This is a genomic window from Leifsonia sp. LS1 (genome assembly GCF_020521355.1).
In the GTDB taxonomy this organism is placed as follows: Bacteria; Actinomycetota; Actinomycetes; order Actinomycetales; family Microbacteriaceae; genus Leifsonia.
The window spans coordinates 212,394-229,074 of the sequence record NZ_BPER01000002.1 but is presented as its reverse complement, the minus strand read 5'-3'; the positions used below and the strand labels follow the sequence as shown (position 1 = coordinate 229,074).

Sequence of the window (16,681 nt, the reverse complement as noted above, 5' to 3'; positions counted from 1 at the left end):
CGCCCGCCGGCGGTCAGCCGGTCAGCCCGCGCCGTTCCAGCAGCGGCTCGATCACGGCGTCGCGCCCGCGGAAGTCGCGGTACGCCTCCAGCGGGTCCTTCGAGCCTCCCACGCCGAGCAGGCGGGAACGGAACCGGTCGCCGTTCTCGCGGGTGAGGCCGCCGTTCTCCCGGAACCACTCGACGGTGTCGGCGTCGAGCACCTCGCTCCAGATGTAGGAGTAGTAGCCCGCGTCATAGCCGCCGGAGAACGTGTGCGCGAAGTAGGTGCTCGCGTAGCGCGGAGGGACCGCCGGGTTGTCGAGGCCGACCGCGGCCAGAGCCTCCGCCTCGAACGCCGCGACGTCCTCGACGGTGTCGTCGGCCGTGATGGCGTGCCAGGCCTGGTCGAGGAGCGCGGCGGCGAGGTACTCGCTCGTCGCGAAGCCCTCGTTGAACGACTCCGAGGCGTGGAGGCGGTCGATGAGATCCTGCGGCATCCGCTCGCCGGTGACGTGGTGCACCGCGTAGTTCTCGACGATCTCCGGCCACAGCATCCACATCTCGTTCACCTGGCTCGGGAACTCGACGAAGTCGCGGAAGACGTTGGTTCCCGCGAACTTGGGGTAGGTGACGCGGGCGAACAGTCCGTGCAGCGCATGCCCGAACTCGTGGAACAGTGTGTTCGTCTCGTCGTAGGTGAGCAGCGTCGGCTCGCCCGCCGCGGGCTTCGGGACGTTGAGGTTGTTCACGACGACCGTCGGGGTGGCGAGGAGCTCGGACTGGGAGATGAGCGGGTTCATCCAGGCGCCGCCGCGCTTCGAGTCGCGGGTGTAGAGGTCGAGGATGTAGAGGCCGAGTTCGCTGCCGTCCTCGTTGCGGACCTCGAAGACGCGGGCTTCCGGGTGGTAGGCGACCAGGTCGGGGCGCTCCTCGAACGTGATGCCGTAGAGACGGGTCGCGGCGTGGAAGACGCCGTCGCGCAGCACCCGCTCGGCCTCGAAGTACGGGCGCATGCCGGCGAAGTCGACGTCGTACTTCTGCTGCCGCACCTTCTCGGTCAGCAGCGGCCAGTCCCAGCTCTGCACGGTGTCGCCATCGGGGAGCCGCTGCTGGAGGTCCTCCTGTTCGGCGCGCGCGTTGCGGGCCGCGGGAGGGGCGAGCCGGCCGAGCATATCGGCCACGGCCTGCGGGGTGCGTGCGGTCTGGTCGGCCGTCACGAAGGCCGCGTGCGTGTCGAAGCCGAGCAGACGGGCGCGTTCGGCGCGCAGGCGGGTGATCTCGAGCACCAGCTCACGGTTGTCGTGCTCGCCACCGCGGATGCCGCGCGAGCGGGAAGCCGTCATGATCCGCTCGCGCACATCGCGGCGGGTGAGGGAGGACAGCCACGGGTGGCCGGTGGGGAGCACCAGAGTCACCACGTACGTGCCGTCGAGCCCGCGCTCCCGCGCCGCCTCGGCGGCGGCGGAGATCTCTCCGTCGCCCAGTCCCGCGAGCTCGTCGGCCGAGTCGAGTACGACCGCGAGGTCGTTCGTGTCGGCGAGGAGGTTCTTCTCGAAGCGGGTGGTGAGGGTCGAGAGCCGCTGGTTGTACTCCCGCAGCCGCTCCTTGTCCGCCTCGTCGAGACCGGCACCCGCCAGGGTGAACTCGGTGTGGTATCGCTCCACCAGGTAGCGGGACTCGGCGTCGAGGTCCAGCTCGTCGAGTGCGGCGTGGATCGCGTCGATACGGGCGTAGAGGTCCGGGTTCAGGAGGATCGCATCCTGGTGCGCGGCGAGCCGCGGCGCGATCTCCTCCTCCAGCGCGTTGGTGAAGTCGGTGCTGTCGGAGGAGCTCTTGTTGAAGAAGACCTCGGCGACGCGCTGGAGCACCTGTCCGGAGCGCTCGAGCGGCAGGAACGTGTTCTCGAACGTCGCCGGTCCGGGAGCGGCCGTGATCGCGTCGATCTCGGCGAGCTGCTCCGCGAATCCGCGCTCGAAGGCCGGACGATAGTGCTCGTCCCGGATCTCGGCGAACGGCGGCAACTGGTAGGGGAGGGTGCTGGGGGAGAAGAACGGATTCGCGGTGTCTGCCATTCGTCCAGCCTACGGCCCCATTCACGCTCGCAAAGGGTGCGCTGCAAAGAAATAATTGCAAACGAATCAGTGCAAAGAGACAATTGCAAAGACGTCTTTGCATTGCTACGCTCGATGCATGGCCCACGAAGACCCCCGCGAGACGGACGCCCCGCAGAAGCCGGCGCCGATCTCCCACCCCATGGACGACGCCCTCGGCATGGAGGCGCTCCGCGCGCTGGCGCACCCGTTGCGCGTCGAGATCATGAACGAGCTCTCCGACTTCGGGCCGGCGACCGCGAGCGGACTGGCGGAACGGCTGGGGGAGTCGAGCGGCTCCACGAGCTACCACCTGCGCCAGCTCGCCAAGCACAACATCATCGTCGAGGACGCTGAGCGCGGCTCGGGGCGCGAGCGCTGGTGGCGCATGGCGCCGGGCGGCGTGACGATCGGCTCGCCCGAGACGCTGGCCACTCCGGCCGGCCGTGAGGCCAACGAGCTCATCTCGCGCGAATGGCAGCAGAACAACGAGCGCCGCCTCACCGCGTTCGTCCGCCGTGGACTCGACGTCTTCGGTACGGAGTGGATGCAGGCGAGCACACTCTCGACCTCCCACCTCGAGCTCACGATCGACCAGCTGGCCGAGCTCGGGCGCGAGTACTACCGCCTCCTGGACCGTCTGCGCGAGCAGTGGAAGTCCGACGATGTCGAGGGCAAGCTGCGGGCCCAGGTGCAGTTCAACGCCTTCCCGCTGGTCGAACAGGAAGACCGATGACGACGCCGCTCGGCGCCGGGTTCGCGCGCCTCTGGACCGCCGCGATCGCGAGCAACCTCGCGGACGGCATCGGCCGCACGGCGGTGCCGCTGATCGCGACGACGCTGACCCGCGACCCGGCTCTCATTGCCGGGCTCACGGCGGTCACCTTCCTCCCGTGGCTGCTCTTCGGCATCCCGGCCGGGATGCTGCTCGACCGTGTCGACCGTCGCGTCGCGATGGCCGTGGCCAACAGCCTCCGGTTCGCCGTCGCAGCGCTGCTCGCCGGACTCATCGCGGCGGACGCGCTCACCATCTGGTGGCTCTACGGCTGCGTGCTCCTGTTCGGGCTGGGCGAGACCGTCTTCGACAACGCCACGACCACGGTCGTGCCGAGCCTGGTCGGCCGCACCCAGCTCGACCGCGCGAACGGCCGTATGCAATCCGCCGAAATCGTCGTGCAGAACTTCATCGCGACGCCCATCGCGGGCTTCCTGTTCGCGGTCGCCCTCGTGCTGCCGGTCTGGCTCACGGGGTCCGGATTCCTTGTCGCCGGTCTGCTGGCGCTGAGCATCCCGGCGGCGGCCGCGCGTTCCCACGCGCGGGGCGCAGACACCGACGGAGAGGCGGCCGCCCGCCCGGGGATGGGCGCCGTCGTGCGCTTCCTGGTCGGGCACCGGTTCCTGCGCAAGATGATCGTGCTGACATCGCTCACCGCGTCGGCCCTGGCCTTCGCACAGGGAAGCGTGGTGCTCCTCCTCCTGCAGACCTTCGCGGTGCCGGAGGCGCTTGTCGGTGTGGTGACGGCGGGCGTCGGGGTGGGGGCGCTCGTGGGCGCCCTGATCTCCAGCTCGCTCGTCGCCCGATTCGGTCGCGGCCGGGTGATGTTCTGGTCGATCCTCGTGAGTGGAGTCGGTCTCGCCGGTGTCGGACTCACCGCGAACGTCGCGGTCGCCGTGCTGAGCTACGCCGTCGGCGCCTTCGGTGTGGCGGTCTGGAACGTGCCGTGGGGTGCGCTCCGCCAGGCACTCATCCCGGGCGACATGCTCGGCCGTGCGATGGGCATCGTCCGCACCATCGGGTGGGGACTGACTCCGGTCGCGACCGTGCTCGGCGGGTTCGTCGCCCGCATCGACCTGCGCCTGCCGTTCGTCATCGGCGGCGGCGTCGTGGTCGTCCTGACCTTCGTCTGCACGCGCCTGCTGCTCAGCGCGCGCAGCTACGACGCCGGCTCGACCGAGCCGGCACTCCAGCCCATCTCGGAAGGATCCGCCTCATGACCGCCTACGCCCTCTCGGCCCGCCGGCCGTGGACCCACCGCACCGCCGTCCGTCTCGGCCACGCGCTCACCGCGTGGGGGGACCGCCCCGTTCGCCGGTCCGCTGCGCACGCCGACCTCGTCGACCAGCTGGAGGCGACGCGGGATCGCGCCGCGCGCCAGCTGCCGCAGCTCCCGCGGTAGAGCCGATCAGGCCTCGTCGTAGTCGGTGGGCTGCTGCTCCACCGGCTGCGTGATCGTGGCGGAGTCCTCCTGCGGGTTGTACCGCACCACGGTGCCGTCGTCGAGCTCCACGACGGGGCGCCCCTCCAGCCAGGTGAGGGTCCAGCGCCATCCATCGGTCTCGACGTCGGTGGCGACCAGCTCCTCCTCGACGGTCGAGAGCGCGAACGCGACGACCTCGGGGAGGCTCTCCGGAGGAGTCGCGCCGATGGCCCAGCGGGTGCCGAGCTGCATCAGCCCCGGCCCGACAGATCGATCTCGTACGTCACCCAGGAGGTGCGCTCGGCCACGGCATCGTAGACGCGCTGGGCCGTTGCATTGTCCTGGGCGGTGATCCACTGCACGACGCCGAGGCCGCGCTCCTGCGCGAGCGAGCGGACATGCTCGATGAGCGTGCGCCCCACTCCGGCGCCGCGAGAGTCTTCCGCGACGAACAGATCGTCGAGGAAGAGGCCGCGGTCGCCCTCGAGCGGCCGGGCGAACTCGCGCACGTGGGCGAGGCCGACGATGCGCTCCCCGTCCACCGCGACGAAGCCGAGCTCCTCGTGCTCCGGAGCCGTGAGCCACGACCACAGCAGCAGGGCGCGCTGGTCGGTGAGCTCCGTCTCGTAGAATTCCGCGTACTTCGTGTACAAGTCGAGCCAGGCGAAGAAATCGCCGTCCCTGACCGGTCGGACCTCGATCGTCATGGGTTACTCCGTTCGCCTTCCCCATACGGCCGCGCGGGCCGCGTGCGTGTTCTGACCATATCCCGATCCGGTTCAGGGGACGAGATCGTAGGTCACCCACTTCGTCTTCTGCGCGACGGCGTCGTAGAGCCGCCGCGCCGTGTCGTTGTCCTTCGCCGTGATCCAGCGCACGACGGAGAGACCGCGCTCGCGGGCGGCGTCGCGCAGGAACTCGAGCAGCTGCGTGCCCGCCCCCGCGCCGCGCGCGTCCGGAGACACGAACAGGTCATCGAGGTAGAGGCCCTTGCTGCCGTCGAGCGGGCGCACGAACTCGCGCACGTGGGCGACGCCGATGGGCGCCCCCTCGTCGTCGATGGCGAAGTAGGCCTCGAGCTCGTTCTCGGGGTCGGTGATCCAACTCCAGACGAGAAGGGCCTTCTCGTCCGTGACGGGGCTCTCGTAGAACTCCCCGTAGCCGACGTAGAGGTCGAGCCAGGTGAAGAACTCGTTGTCCTCCACCTTCCGGACGGTCGCCGTCATCGTTCCTCCTCGGTCGGTGCCTGAGCAAGCAGAATATCGGTGACGGCCAGCTCCTCCGCGGCTGCGAAACGCAGTTCGGCGATTCTGCCCACCGAGCGCAGATCGGCGGCCGCCGACTCGATCGCGGCGATCTCGTCCGCGGGGCCCGAGATCACGGCGGAGTCGACCGGCGTGCGCTGCGAGGCCTTCGCCGCCGTCTTCGCTCCGCGGATGCCCGTGAGAGCGCGGCCGACGACGGCCAGGACGGGACGCTGGTCGGCGCCCTCGGGGGCGACATCGGAGGCCGTCGGCCAGGGCGCGACGTGCACGGAGTCCTCCGCCGACCAGCTCCAGGCCTCCTCCGCCGCGAACGGCAGCACGGGCGCGAGCAGTCGCAGGAACGCCGAGAGGGCGACACGGAGGGCGACGACGGCCGAGACCTGCTCGGCGTTCGCCTCGCCGTAGGCGCGCTCCTTGACGAGCTCGAGGTAGTCGTCGCAGAAGGTCCAGAAGAACGTCTCGACGATCTCGAGCGCCCGCGCGTGATCGTAGCCGTCGAGCGCGGCGGTCGCGTCGGCGATCACGTCGGCAAGGTTCTGCAGCATCCCGATGTCGAGCGGGCTGGTGACCTGGGCGAGGTCGAGGGAGGCGGGCGCCTCGAAGCCCAGGATGAACTTGGCCGCGTTGAGCAGCTTGATGGCCAGGCGGCGGCCGATCTTGATCTGCGTCGGGTTCTGCGGGTCGAAGGCGGCATCCGTGCCGAGGCGCGACGAGGCGGCCCAGTAGCGGACGGCATCCGAGCCGTGGCGCTCCAGGATGTCGGCGGGCGTCACGACGTTGCCCTTCGACTTCGACATCTTCTTGCGGTCGGGGTCGACGATGAAGCCGGAGATCGCAGCGTTGCGCCACGGGACGACGTCGCTCTCGAGCTGTGAGCGCAGGAGGGTCGAGAACAGCCAGGTGCGGATGATGTCCTGTCCCTGCGGACGCAGGTCGAACGGGTAGACGGCGTCGAACAGGGCGCCGTCGCGCTCCCAGCCGCCCGCGAGCTGCGGGGTGAGGGAGGAGGTCATCCAGGTGTCCATGACGTCGAGCTCGCCGATGAAGCCGCCCGCCTGGCCGCGCTGCGACTCATCGTGACCGGGGGCCGGATCGGACGACGGGTCGACGGGGAGCTGCTCCTCGGTCGGCAGGATCGGCTGGTCGAACACCGGGTTGCCCTCCGCGTCGAGCGGGTACCAGACGGGGATGGGAACGCCGAAGAAGCGCTGGCGTGAGATCAGCCAGTCGCCGGTGAGGCCGTTCACCCAGTTCTCGTAGCGCACCCGCATGAACTCGGGGTGCCAGTCGATCTCGCGCCCGAGCTCGATGAGACGCTGCCGCAGCTGCTCGTCGCGCGCCCCGTTCTTCACGTACCACTGCCGGGTGGACACGATCTCGAGCGGCTTGTCGCCCTTCTCGAAGAACTTCACCGGGTGCTGGATGGGCTTCGGATCGCCGATCAGGTCGCCCGAGGCGCGCAGCAGCTCCACCACCGCCTGCTTGGCCGAGAAGGTGGTCTTGCCGGCGAGCTCGGCGTACGCCGCCCGACCCTCGGCGCTCTCGATCGCCGCGGGCGGCTCGCTGACGATGCGGCCGTCGAAGCCGATGATGGCGCGGTTCGGCAGGTCGAGCTCGCGCCACCAGACCACGTCGGTGATGTCGCCGAACGTGCAGATCATCGCGATACCGCTGCCCTTGTCGGGCTGGGCGAGGTGGTGGGCGACGACGGGGACCTCGACGCCGAAGACCGGGGTGCGGACGGTGGTGCCGAACAGAGGCTGATAGCGCTCGTCGTCCGGGTGGGCGACCAGGGCGACGCAGGCCGGCAGGAGCTCCGGGCGAGTGGTCTCGATGTACACGGGGCCGTCGGCGCCGTGGAACGCGACGCGATGGTACGCGCTCGGCTGCTCGCGGTCCTCGAGCTCGGCCTGGGCGACCGCGGTGCGGAACGTGATGTCCCACAGCGTCGGCGCGAGGGCCTGGTACGCCTCACCGCGGTGGATGTTGCGGAGGAACGCGAGCTGGGAGGTCTTGAGCGACTCGTGGCCGATCGTGCGGTAGGTCTGCGACCAGTCGACCGAGAGACCGAGCGAGCGCCAGAGCGCCTCGAACTGCTTCTCGTCCTCGACGGTGAGGCGCTCGCAGAGTTCGATGAAGTTGCGGCGCGAGATCGGCTTCTGGTCGGCCGCCTTGGTGCTCTTGTTGTCCCCGCCCTCGAACGGCGGCACGAAGTCCGCCTCGTAGGGGAGGGTGGGGTCGCAGCGCACGCCGTAGTAGTTCTGCACGCGGCGCTCGGTGGGCAGGCCGTTGTCGTCCCAGCCCATCGGGTAGAAGACGTGCTTGCCGCGCATGCGCTGGTAGCGCGCGACGACATCGGTGTGGGTGTAGCTGAAGACGTGGCCGATGTGCAGGGAGCCGGACGCGGTCGGCGGCGGGGTGTCGATCGAGTACACGCCGTCGCGGCCGGCGGCGAGGGCGGAGTCGCGATCGAAGCGGAAGGTGCCCTGCTGCTGCCAGCGGTCGCCCCATTTGGCTTCCAGGCCCTCCAGTGCGGGCTTCTCGGGCACGGGGTTCGCGGCGCTCATGGTCCTCCGGTTCGATATGTGCGGCACCGTGTCATCGGGGTGCCTGAGTGTGCGACCGTACAAGCGTACCGGAGGACCGCACCGCCGCTCAGACCTCGTCGACGATCGGGGTCCGTCGGGAGGCGATCAGCGCGGCGACCAGGGTGATGACGCTCATCAGGCCGAGGACGATGCCGGGGTGCCACCAGGCGTTGCCCGTCGCGCCGCCGAGGAGCAGTGTCAGCGCTGGGACGAACGCGGTCAGGAGCGCCGCGAGGCTGTACGCGACCGAGAGCCCGCTGTAGCGCACCTCGCTCGGGAACAGGTCGGACATCAGGCCGCCGAGACCCGCCCAGGCGAGCGTCGGGAGGATGCCGCCGACGATCATGCTGCCGACGAGGATCGGGAACGTCGCGTACTGCAGGAGGAAGTACATCGGGAAGGCGATGATCAGCGTCCCGATCGCACCGATCATGACGACCCTGGCCGACCCGATCCGTGTCGCCCAGACTCCGAACAAGGGGATGGTGACGAGCTGGAGGAGGCCGCCGACGGTGGTCGCGATCAGCAGGTCCTGGAAGCTGAAGCCGAGCGTCGTGGTGCCGTAGTCGACCATGTAGGTGTTCATCAGCGAGTAGGAGCCGATGCCCAGCACGGCCGCGCCGATCGCGATGACGAACCCGGAGGGCGCCTTGCGGAAGACGTCGAGCACGGGGAAGCGGTCCCGCGTCCCCGTCTCGAGCAGCTGTCGGAAGACAGGGGTCTCGTCGATCGACCAGCGGAGGTACAGGGAGACCAGCAGGAGCGGGATGGCGGTCAGGAAGGGCAGGCGCCAGCCCCACGCCGCGATCTGGTCGGTCGGGATCAGCGCGGTCGTCGCGATGAACACCACGGCGCTCAGGATGGAGCCGACCGGGGAGCCGAGCTGGGGGAGCGCGGCGTAGAAGCCGCGGCGCTTCGGGTTCGCGTACTCCGTCGCGAGAAGGATCGAGCCTCCCCATTCGCCGCCGAGCGACAGCCCCTGCACCAGGCGCAGGATCACGAGCGCGACGGCGCCGAACCAGCCGGCCTGCGCGTAGGTGGGCAGGACGCCGACCAGGCCCGTCCCGATCCCCATCATCGCGATGGTGATCAGGAGGGTCGGGCGGCGGCCGATGCGGTCGCCCAGATGGCCGAAGACGATCGCGCCGATCGGGCGGATGACGAATCCGGCCGCGATGGTCAGGAAGCCGGCGAGGACACCCCCGAACGCACCGAGCGGCTGGAAGAACAGCGGGCCGACGAAGAAGGCGCTGAAGTACGCGAAGAGGTAGAAGTCGTACGATTCGAGGGCGGTCCCGACGAACGAGGCGATCGTGACGCGGCGTGCCGTGCCGGGCGTGATGCCGGGCCGATCCGTCTCGCTGCGCACGGCGGTGGGGGTGGTTGTCACGGGCGTCCTTCGCAATCGTTGATAAGTGGACCGGGTCCAATAATAGGCGTCAGGGAGAACACGAGATGGCCAGAGCGCATTCCGCATCGGGCAGGCCCCGCGCGTCCTCCCGGCAGATGATCGCCGAGGCGGCGGGCGAACTGTTCCTGGAGCAGACCTACGCGGGCACGACGATCGACGACATCGCGCGCCGCGCCGGTGTGAGCCGCGGTACGTTCTTCAACTACTTCGGATCCAAGAGCGACCTGCTGTGGCTGGAGGTCGACCAGTCGCTCGCCGGATTCGCGGACGCGCTCGCCGCCGTCGACGACGGTGTCGCACCGATGGATGCGGTCCTCGCAGCCGTGGTCGCGCTCGCCGACGGGTTCGGTCCGTCGCGCCTGCCTCTCGCGGTCACGCAGGTGGAGCTGATGGGCACCGACGCCGAGCTGCAGGCGTCCGGCCTCCCGCGCTTCCTGGCCCTGGTGCGCGCGGTCGCCGGCGCCGTCGCCGCGCGCACCGGTCTCGACCCCGACGACCTGCTGCCACGCAGCGCGGCGACCGCCGTCGTCGGCGCCATGGTCTCGGCCGCGACGGTGTGGGCGCGTGCGGGAGTCGCGCGCGGGCCGCTCTCCCCGCTCGTGCGGGCAGCGGTCGAGCCCGTCTGCCGGGGCTACGCGGCCGCGTTCGTGAACGGGTAGAATCGACGCATCGACTACGACCCGGCCATCACCGGCGAGTCTTCGGAAGAACCGTGCGGCCCGTCCGTGCGCAGTAGAACCGAACGGGGCCGGCCCGTCACAGCCGCAGAATGAGAGGCCGTACCCGGCGCAGCCGGCGGGTGGGGCAAGCGGGGTGGTACCGCGACGGGCGCGCGAGCGGCCGGCGTCCTCGTGCAGACCAGTGAACCTGCCAGGAGAGAGATGCCGTACCCCAAGCCCTCATCGGACGGAGCCTCGGCCGACGCCGCTCAGCGCTCGGACGTGCCCGCCAGCCCGGTCCTGCCCGAGATCGAGACCGGCATCCTCGCCTTCTGGAAGAAGGACGACACCTTCCGCGCCTCCGTCGCCAACCGCGAGGGCGCGCCGGAGTGGGTGTTCTACGACGGGCCGCCCTTCGCCAACGGCCTCCCGCACTACGGCCACCTGCTGACCGGCTACGCCAAGGACGTCTTCCCTCGCTTCCAGACCATGCGCGGCAAGCAGGTGCACCGCCGCTTCGGCTGGGACACGCACGGCCTGCCGGCGGAGCTGGAGGCGGAGCGCCAGCTCGGGCTGACCGACAAGAGCCAGATCGAGGAGATGGGCATCGCCGCCTTCAACCAGGCGGCGAAGGACTCCGTCCTCCGCTACACGAAGGAGTGGCAGGAGTACGTCACCCGCCAGGCGCGCTGGGTCGACTTCGACAACGACTACAAGACGCTCGACGTCACGTACATGGAGTCCGTGATCTGGGCGTTCAAGCAGCTGTACGAGAAGGGCCTCGCCTACGAGGGATACCGCGTCCTCCCGTACTGCTGGCGCGACCAGACGCCGCTCTCCAACCATGAGCTGCGGATGGACGACGACGTCTACAAGATGCGACAGGACCAGACGGTCACGGTCACCTTCCCGCTGGTCGGCGCGAAGGCCGAGGCGCTCGGCCTCACGGGTGTGCGGGCGCTGGCGTGGACGACGACGCCGTGGACGCTTCCCACGAACCTGGCGCTCGCCGTCGGCCCCGCGATCACGTATGCGGTGGTGCCGGCCGGCCCCCACGGCGCCGCCGACACGCACGGCGCGACCGACGACGAGGTGCTGAGCGGCGAGTACCTGATCGCGATCGACCTGCTCGGCAACTATGCGAAGGACCTCGGCTACGAATCCGCGGCCGACGCCCAGGCCGCGGTCTCGCGCACCCTGCTCGGCGCCGAGCTGGAGGATGTGCACTACGACCGCCTCTGGGACTACTACGCCGACGCGGAGACGTATGGCACGCAGGACGCCTGGCGCATCCTGGTCGACGACTACGTCACCACCGAGGACGGCACCGGCATCGTCCACCAGGCCCCTGCCTACGGCGAGGACGACCAGCGGGTGACCGAGGCTGCCGGAATTCCCATGATCATCTCCGTCGACGACGGCGCCCGCTTCCTGCCCGCGGTCTCCGACGTCGCGGGTCTGCAGGTGTTCGACGCGAACAAGCCGCTCACGGCCCTCCTGAAGCAGCAGGGCCGACTGCTGCGCCAGGCGAGCTACGAGCACTCGTACCCGCACTGCTGGCGGTGCCGGAACCCGCTGATCTACAAGGCCGTCTCGAGCTGGTTCGTGCGCGTCACGGAGTTCCGCGACCGGATGAGCGAGCTCAACCAGGAGATCAACTGGGTGCCGGAGAACGTGAAGGACGGCCAGTTCGGCAAGTGGGTCGCGGGGGCGCGCGACTGGTCGATCTCCCGCAACCGCTACTTCGGCTCGCCGATCCCGGTGTGGAAGAGCGACGACCCCGCCTACCCACGCACCGATGTGTACGGGTCGCTGGAGGAGCTCGAGCGCGACTTCGGCCGGCTGCCGCTCAACGCCGCGGGCGAGCCCGACTTGCACCGCCCGTTCATCGACGACCTCACCCGCCCGAACCCGGACGACCCGACCGGCCGCTCGACGATGCGCCGCATCTCCGACGTGCTCGACGTGTGGTTCGACTCCGGCTCGATGCCGTTCGCGCAGGTGCACTACCCGTTCGAGAACCGGGAGTGGTTCGACTCGCACCACCCGGCCGACTTCATCGTCGAGTACATCGGCCAGACACGTGGCTGGTTCTACCTGCTGCACACCCTCTCGACGGCGCTCTTCGACCGGCAGGCGTTCTCGAACGTCATCAGCCACGGCATCGTGCTGGGCAGCGACGGGCAGAAGATGTCGAAGTCGCTGCGCAACTACCCCGACGTCAACGAGGTCTTCGACCGTGACGGCTCGGACGCGATGCGCTGGTTCCTGATGTCGAGCCCAGTCCTGCGCGGCGGCAACCTCGTCGTGACCGAGGAAGGCATCCGCGAGGGCGTCCGCCAGGTGCTGCTGCCGCTGTGGAGCACCTGGTACTTCTTCTCCCTGTACGCGAACGCGACGGGCTACGAGGCGAAGCGCTCGGTGCAGTCGACCGACGTGCTCGACCGCTACCTGCTGGCCAAGACGCGCGACCTCGTGGAGGCCGTGACCGACGACCTGGAAGGGCTCGACTCGACGCTCGCGGCGGCGAAGCTGCGCGACTTCGCCGACGTGCTCACCAACTGGTACGTCCGGCGATCCCGCGATCGGTTCTGGACGGGCGTCGGAGAGGACGGCTCCGGCGCCGAGGCGTTCGACACCCTCTACACCGTGCTCGAGACGCTGACGCGCGTCGCGGCGCCCCTCCTGCCGCTCGTCACCGAGCGGATCTGGAAGGGCCTCACCGGAGGCCGCAGCGTGCACCTCACCGACTGGCCGGAGGCCGCCGAGTTCCCGGCGGACGACGCGCTGGTCGATGCGATGGACCGAATCCGCGCGATCAGCTCGACCACGCTGTCGCTGCGCAAGCAGGCCGGACTCCGCGTCCGCCTCCCGCTCGCGTCGCTCACCGTGGTCGTCGAGAACTCCGCGGCCCTGCAGCCGTTCGAGGCGATCCTGCGCGACGAGCTCAATGTGAAGGCGGTGGAGCTGGTCGAGCTGCACGACGACAGCGCGACCGCATACGGCATCACCCGCAAGCTGACGGTCAACGCACGCGCGGCCGGGCCCCGTCTCGGCAAGCAGGTGCAGCAGGTGATCGGCGCCGCTCGAGCCGGCGACTGGAGCGAGCAAGACCGCGTCGTCACGGTCGGTGGCATCCTGCTGGTCGAGGGGGAGTACGAACTGGTGCTCGAGACGGCCCAGACCGACGGCGACGCCACGAGCGCCCTCGCCCTCCTGCCCGGCGGCGGTTTCGTGCTGCTCGACACGCGCACCACCCCGGAGCTGGAGGCCGAAGGGCTCGCGCGCGATGTCATCCGCGCCGTGCAGGACACCCGCAAGGCGGCCGGTCTCGATGTGAGCGACCGCATCCGGCTGGTGCTCACCTTCGATCACGAGGACGACGCCCGCGCGCTCGACCTCGCCGCCGATGTGGACATCGCGACCGAGACGCTGGCGCTCGAGCTCGTCGTGGGCTCCGCGTCGTCCGCGTTCGAGAAGGGCTTCACCGCCGGGCAGTTCGCGAACGCCGGCGCGTTCACCGTCGGCGTGACGAAGATGGAGGAATCGTGAGCGACGAGATCTCGGCCGAGAACTGGCACGAGCAGGCGGAGGCGGTCTACCAGGCGCTGCTGGCGCGGGTCGGTGAGGGCGCCCCGGAGCGCCGGCTCGACGCGACCCGCCGGGCGGTCGAACTGCTGGGCGACCCGCAGCGCGCCTACCCGATCGTGCACATCACCGGCACCAACGGCAAGACCTCGACGAGCCGCATCATCGAGAGCCTCCTGCGCGCCTACGGGCTGCGCACCGGTCTGCTGACCAGTCCGCACCTGGTGTCCTTCACCGAACGCATCGTCATCGACGGGCAGCCGGTCTCCGACGAGGAGCTGGTGCGCAACTGGGAGGACATCCGGCCCTACCTCGAGATCGTCGACGCCGAGCTGGAGGAGCAGGGCAAGGCGCCGCTCACGTTCTTCGAGGCGCTCACGGCGCTCGCCTACGCGATCTTCGCCGACTCCCCGGTCGACGTCGCGGTGATCGAGGTCGGCATGGGCGGCGAGTGGGACTCGACCAATGTCGGGGACGGCCAGGTGGCCGTCTTCACGCCGATCTCCCTCGACCACACCATGGCGCTCGGCGACACGGTCGAGGAGATCGCGCGCACGAAGTCCGGCATCATCAAGCCATCGGCCGACGTGGTCAGCTCGGCGCAGGTGCCCGAGGCGCTCGACGTACTGCGGGAGGCCGCGGCTCTCACCGAGTCGAGCCTCGCCGTGCAGCCGCGCGACTTCGACGTCGCGTCGACCAAGGTCGCGGTCGGCGGCCAGCTCGTGACCGTGCGCGGCCGCGCGGCGACCTACGAGGACGTCTTCCTGCCGCTCTACGGCGATCACCAGGCGCAGAACGCCGCCGTGGCGGTGGCCGCCGTCGAGACCTTCCTCGGCCGCGGTTCGCAGCCGTTGAAGGCCGACCTGGTCGAGGAGGGCTTCGCGACGGCGACGTCGCCCGGCCGCCTGCAGCTCATCGGCATCGAGCCGACCGTCCTCGTCGACGCCGCGCACAACCCGGCGGGCGCCTCCACCCTCGCCGAGGCCCTGCGACGGTACTTCGACTTCGACGAGCTGACGTTCGTGATCGGCAGCCTCGCCGACAAGGACGCCCGGGGGGTGGTGCGCGCTCTGGCGCCCGTCGCCACCCGGTTCTTCGTCACCGCGCCCGCCAGCGAGCGCGCGCTCGACGCGGAGGACCTCGGCGACATCGTGCGGGACGAGGTCGGTGACGAGGCGACGATCGTCTACAGCGATGCGATCGACGCGCTCGAGTCCGCCCGCGACTGGGCCGGCGAGTCGGGCCGGCGCGCCGTGGTCGTGACCGGGTCGATCGTCCTGGTGGGCGCCGCCATCGCCTACGCGGGCGACCAGGAGTGGAAGGGGAACGGCGCGTGAGCGACGCCCCTCCGGAGTCCACTGCGGCCGGCGGGCCGCCGCCCCGCGCCCGCCGCACGCGCAGCCTCCGCGAGAGCCTCGGCTCGATCGTGCTCGCCTTCGAGCTTGTGATCGTGTTCCTCGGCGCCCTCGTGCTGTTCGGGCTGGGCGCACTGCCGCCTGCGGTCGCCCTGGGCGGGGGAGCGGCGGTGATCGTGCTCATGATCCTCGCGGTCGGCACCCTCCGCTGGCCGGTGGGCGTCGTGCTCGGCTGGATCGTGCAGCTCACCGTCGTCGCCGCCGGATTCCTGGTGCCCGCCTTCTTCATCGTCGGGGCGATCTTCACCGCCATGTGGACCTACTGCATGATCGCGGCCGCCCGCATCGACCGCAACCAACGGGCCGCCTCGGCCCACAACGGAACGGAGAACACATGACCACCGCCGTCGAAGAGACCCTCGTCCTCGTGAAGCCCGACGGGGTCGCCCGCAGCCTGACGGGTGAGATCCTGCGACGCATCGAGGCGAAGGGATACTCGCTCGTCGACCTCCGGATGCTGCAGGCCGACCGCGAGCTGCTGGCGAAGCACTACGCCGAGCACGAGGGCAAGCCGTTCTACGAGCCGCTCGTCGAGTTCATGGAGTCCGGCCCGATCGTGGCCCTCCGCGTCGCGGGCAACCGCGTGATCGAGGGCTTCCGCTCGCTCGCCGGCACCACCGACCCGACCACCGCGGCTCCCGGCACCATCCGCGGCGACCTCGCTCGCGACTGGGGCCTCGCGGTGCAGCAGAACCTCGTGCACGGCTCCGACTCGCCCGAGTCCGCGCAGCGCGAGCTCGCGCTCTGGTTCGGCTGAGCCGGCGGGTCGGCTGCACGGGCCGACGACGAACGAAGGGCCGCGGCATGCCGCGGCCCTTCGCCGTGCGACGAGCGGGTGCTCAGACGAACGCGCGGTGGATCCAGTCGAGCTGGATCTGCGCCAGGATGGCGACGATCGCATAGCAGACGATCGTGATGAGCGGCACCCAGGAGTAGGCGGCCGCGAAGAAGCGCCGGGCGCGCTCCGGGACGGGGATGTTCCCCTCTTTGAGGTTGTAGAGGGTCACCGCCCAGAAGGTCGGGATGGTGACCGCCCAGGTGACCATGCACCACGGGCACAGCACGTTCAACACGGTGAGCGACTGGGTGATCAGGAAGACGACCAGCGCCAGCGCGAGCACGACGCCCACATTGAAGGCGATCCAGTACCAGCGCGCGAACCGACCGCGGACCGCGAACAGCCCGACGCCGACAGCGATCGTGGCCGTCCAGCCGCCGAGTCCGAGCACCGGGTTCGGGAAGCCGAGGAGCGAACCCTGCCAGGAGTTGAGGTTCTTCGAGCAGCCCACGAGCACGCTGAAGTTGCAGGACAGCTGGGCGTCCGGGTTCTCGAGGAGGTGGAACTTGTCCACGGTCAGCATGAACGCGGCCCACAGACCGATGACTCCGGCGGCGATCAGGAAGACCGCAAGAACGGTGGGGCGCCGGTAGGGGGCCGCGACGGCAGGTTCAGACACCCTCGGATTATGGCATGCGCCACGCGCGT

The 16,681-nt window shown here is 69.9% G+C and carries 15 protein-coding genes; 8 read left to right on the top strand and 7 right to left on the bottom strand.

The genetic code is table 11. The annotated features are described in order from the left end of the window. Positions 1-13: 13 nt before the first annotated feature. Positions 14-2,053 carry a M3 family metallopeptidase gene (locus LLS1_RS04360; RefSeq protein WP_226653758.1) on the bottom strand — a complete coding sequence of 680 codons (2,040 nt, stop codon included), beginning with the start codon at positions 2,051-2,053 and terminating at the stop codon, positions 14-16. A 118-nt stretch (positions 2,054-2,171) separates the two neighbouring features. On the opposite strand from LLS1_RS04360, the gene LLS1_RS04355 reads away from it, so the two are divergent. Genes LLS1_RS04355 through LLS1_RS04345 form a run of 3 tightly spaced genes read left to right on the top strand, consistent with a single transcriptional unit; the run spans position 2,172 to position 4,248 of the window. Then, positions 2,172-2,807: a transcriptional regulator gene (locus LLS1_RS04355; RefSeq protein ID WP_223360782.1), complete on the top strand. Its 636-nt coding sequence runs from the start codon at positions 2,172-2,174 to the stop codon at positions 2,805-2,807. Then, positions 2,804-4,066 carry an MFS transporter gene (locus LLS1_RS04350; protein ID WP_226653757.1) on the top strand — a complete coding sequence of 421 codons (1,263 nt, stop codon included), beginning with the start codon at positions 2,804-2,806 and terminating at the stop codon, positions 4,064-4,066. Before LLS1_RS04355 ends, LLS1_RS04350 begins: the two co-directional genes overlap by 4 nt. Further along, complete coding sequence (locus LLS1_RS04345; RefSeq protein WP_226653756.1) at positions 4,063-4,248, top strand: hypothetical protein; 186 nt, start codon at positions 4,063-4,065, stop codon at positions 4,246-4,248. Before LLS1_RS04350 ends, LLS1_RS04345 begins: the two co-directional genes overlap by 4 nt. Positions 4,249-4,254: 6 nt before the next feature. Here LLS1_RS04345 and LLS1_RS04340 read toward each other — a convergent pair whose 3' ends face one another. From LLS1_RS04340 to LLS1_RS04320, 5 genes are all read right to left on the bottom strand, one after another. Beyond that, on the bottom strand, positions 4,255-4,521 hold the full coding sequence (locus tag LLS1_RS04340; protein ID WP_226653755.1) for a hypothetical protein: 267 nt from the start codon (positions 4,519-4,521) through the stop codon (positions 4,255-4,257). After that, positions 4,521-4,976 carry a GNAT family N-acetyltransferase gene (locus LLS1_RS04335; protein WP_223360786.1) on the bottom strand — a complete coding sequence of 152 codons (456 nt, stop codon included), beginning with the start codon at positions 4,974-4,976 and terminating at the stop codon, positions 4,521-4,523. Before LLS1_RS04335 ends, LLS1_RS04340 begins: the two co-directional genes overlap by 1 nt. Positions 4,977-5,048: 72 nt before the next feature. Continuing rightward, positions 5,049-5,495: a GNAT family N-acetyltransferase gene (locus tag LLS1_RS04330; protein WP_223360787.1), complete on the bottom strand. Its 447-nt coding sequence runs from the start codon at positions 5,493-5,495 to the stop codon at positions 5,049-5,051. Beyond that, complete coding sequence (gene valS / locus LLS1_RS04325) at positions 5,492-8,101, bottom strand: valine--tRNA ligase (RefSeq protein WP_226653754.1); 2,610 nt, start codon at positions 8,099-8,101, stop codon at positions 5,492-5,494. The genes LLS1_RS04330 and valS overlap by 4 nt, the downstream gene beginning before the upstream one ends. An 88-nt stretch (positions 8,102-8,189) precedes the next feature. Beyond that, complete coding sequence (locus LLS1_RS04320; RefSeq protein WP_226653753.1) at positions 8,190-9,512, bottom strand: MFS transporter; 1,323 nt, start codon at positions 9,510-9,512, stop codon at positions 8,190-8,192. Positions 9,513-9,577: 65 nt separating this feature from the next. Here LLS1_RS04320 and LLS1_RS04315 point away from each other — a divergent pair, with 65 nt between their 5' ends. From LLS1_RS04315 to ndk, 5 genes are all read left to right on the top strand, one after another. After that, a complete protein-coding gene (locus tag LLS1_RS04315) occupies positions 9,578-10,192 on the top strand; it encodes a TetR/AcrR family transcriptional regulator (protein WP_223360790.1) in 615 nt (204 codons plus the stop codon). Positions 10,193-10,414: 222 nt separating this feature from the next. Further along, positions 10,415-13,744, top strand: coding sequence for an isoleucine--tRNA ligase (gene ileS, locus LLS1_RS04310; protein WP_226653752.1), 3,330 nt, complete (start codon positions 10,415-10,417; stop codon positions 13,742-13,744). Continuing rightward, positions 13,741-15,117, top strand: coding sequence for a folylpolyglutamate synthase/dihydrofolate synthase family protein (locus LLS1_RS04305; RefSeq protein WP_226653751.1), 1,377 nt, complete (start codon positions 13,741-13,743; stop codon positions 15,115-15,117). The genes ileS and LLS1_RS04305 overlap by 4 nt, the downstream gene beginning before the upstream one ends. Next, the gene (locus LLS1_RS04300) at positions 15,114-15,533 is read left to right on the top strand and encodes a DUF4233 domain-containing protein (protein ID WP_223360793.1); all 420 of its coding nucleotides are present in this window, start codon (positions 15,114-15,116) and stop codon (positions 15,531-15,533) included. The genes LLS1_RS04305 and LLS1_RS04300 overlap by 4 nt, the downstream gene beginning before the upstream one ends. Further along, positions 15,530-15,952, top strand: coding sequence for a nucleoside-diphosphate kinase (gene ndk / locus LLS1_RS04295; protein WP_223360794.1), 423 nt, complete (start codon positions 15,530-15,532; stop codon positions 15,950-15,952). Before LLS1_RS04300 ends, ndk begins: the two co-directional genes overlap by 4 nt. Before the next feature lie 82 nt (positions 15,953-16,034). On the opposite strand, the gene LLS1_RS04290 is transcribed toward ndk, so the two are convergent. After that, positions 16,035-16,652 carry a vitamin K epoxide reductase family protein gene (locus LLS1_RS04290; protein WP_226653750.1) on the bottom strand — a complete coding sequence of 206 codons (618 nt, stop codon included), beginning with the start codon at positions 16,650-16,652 and terminating at the stop codon, positions 16,035-16,037. Between the last annotated feature and the right edge of the window lie 29 nt (positions 16,653-16,681).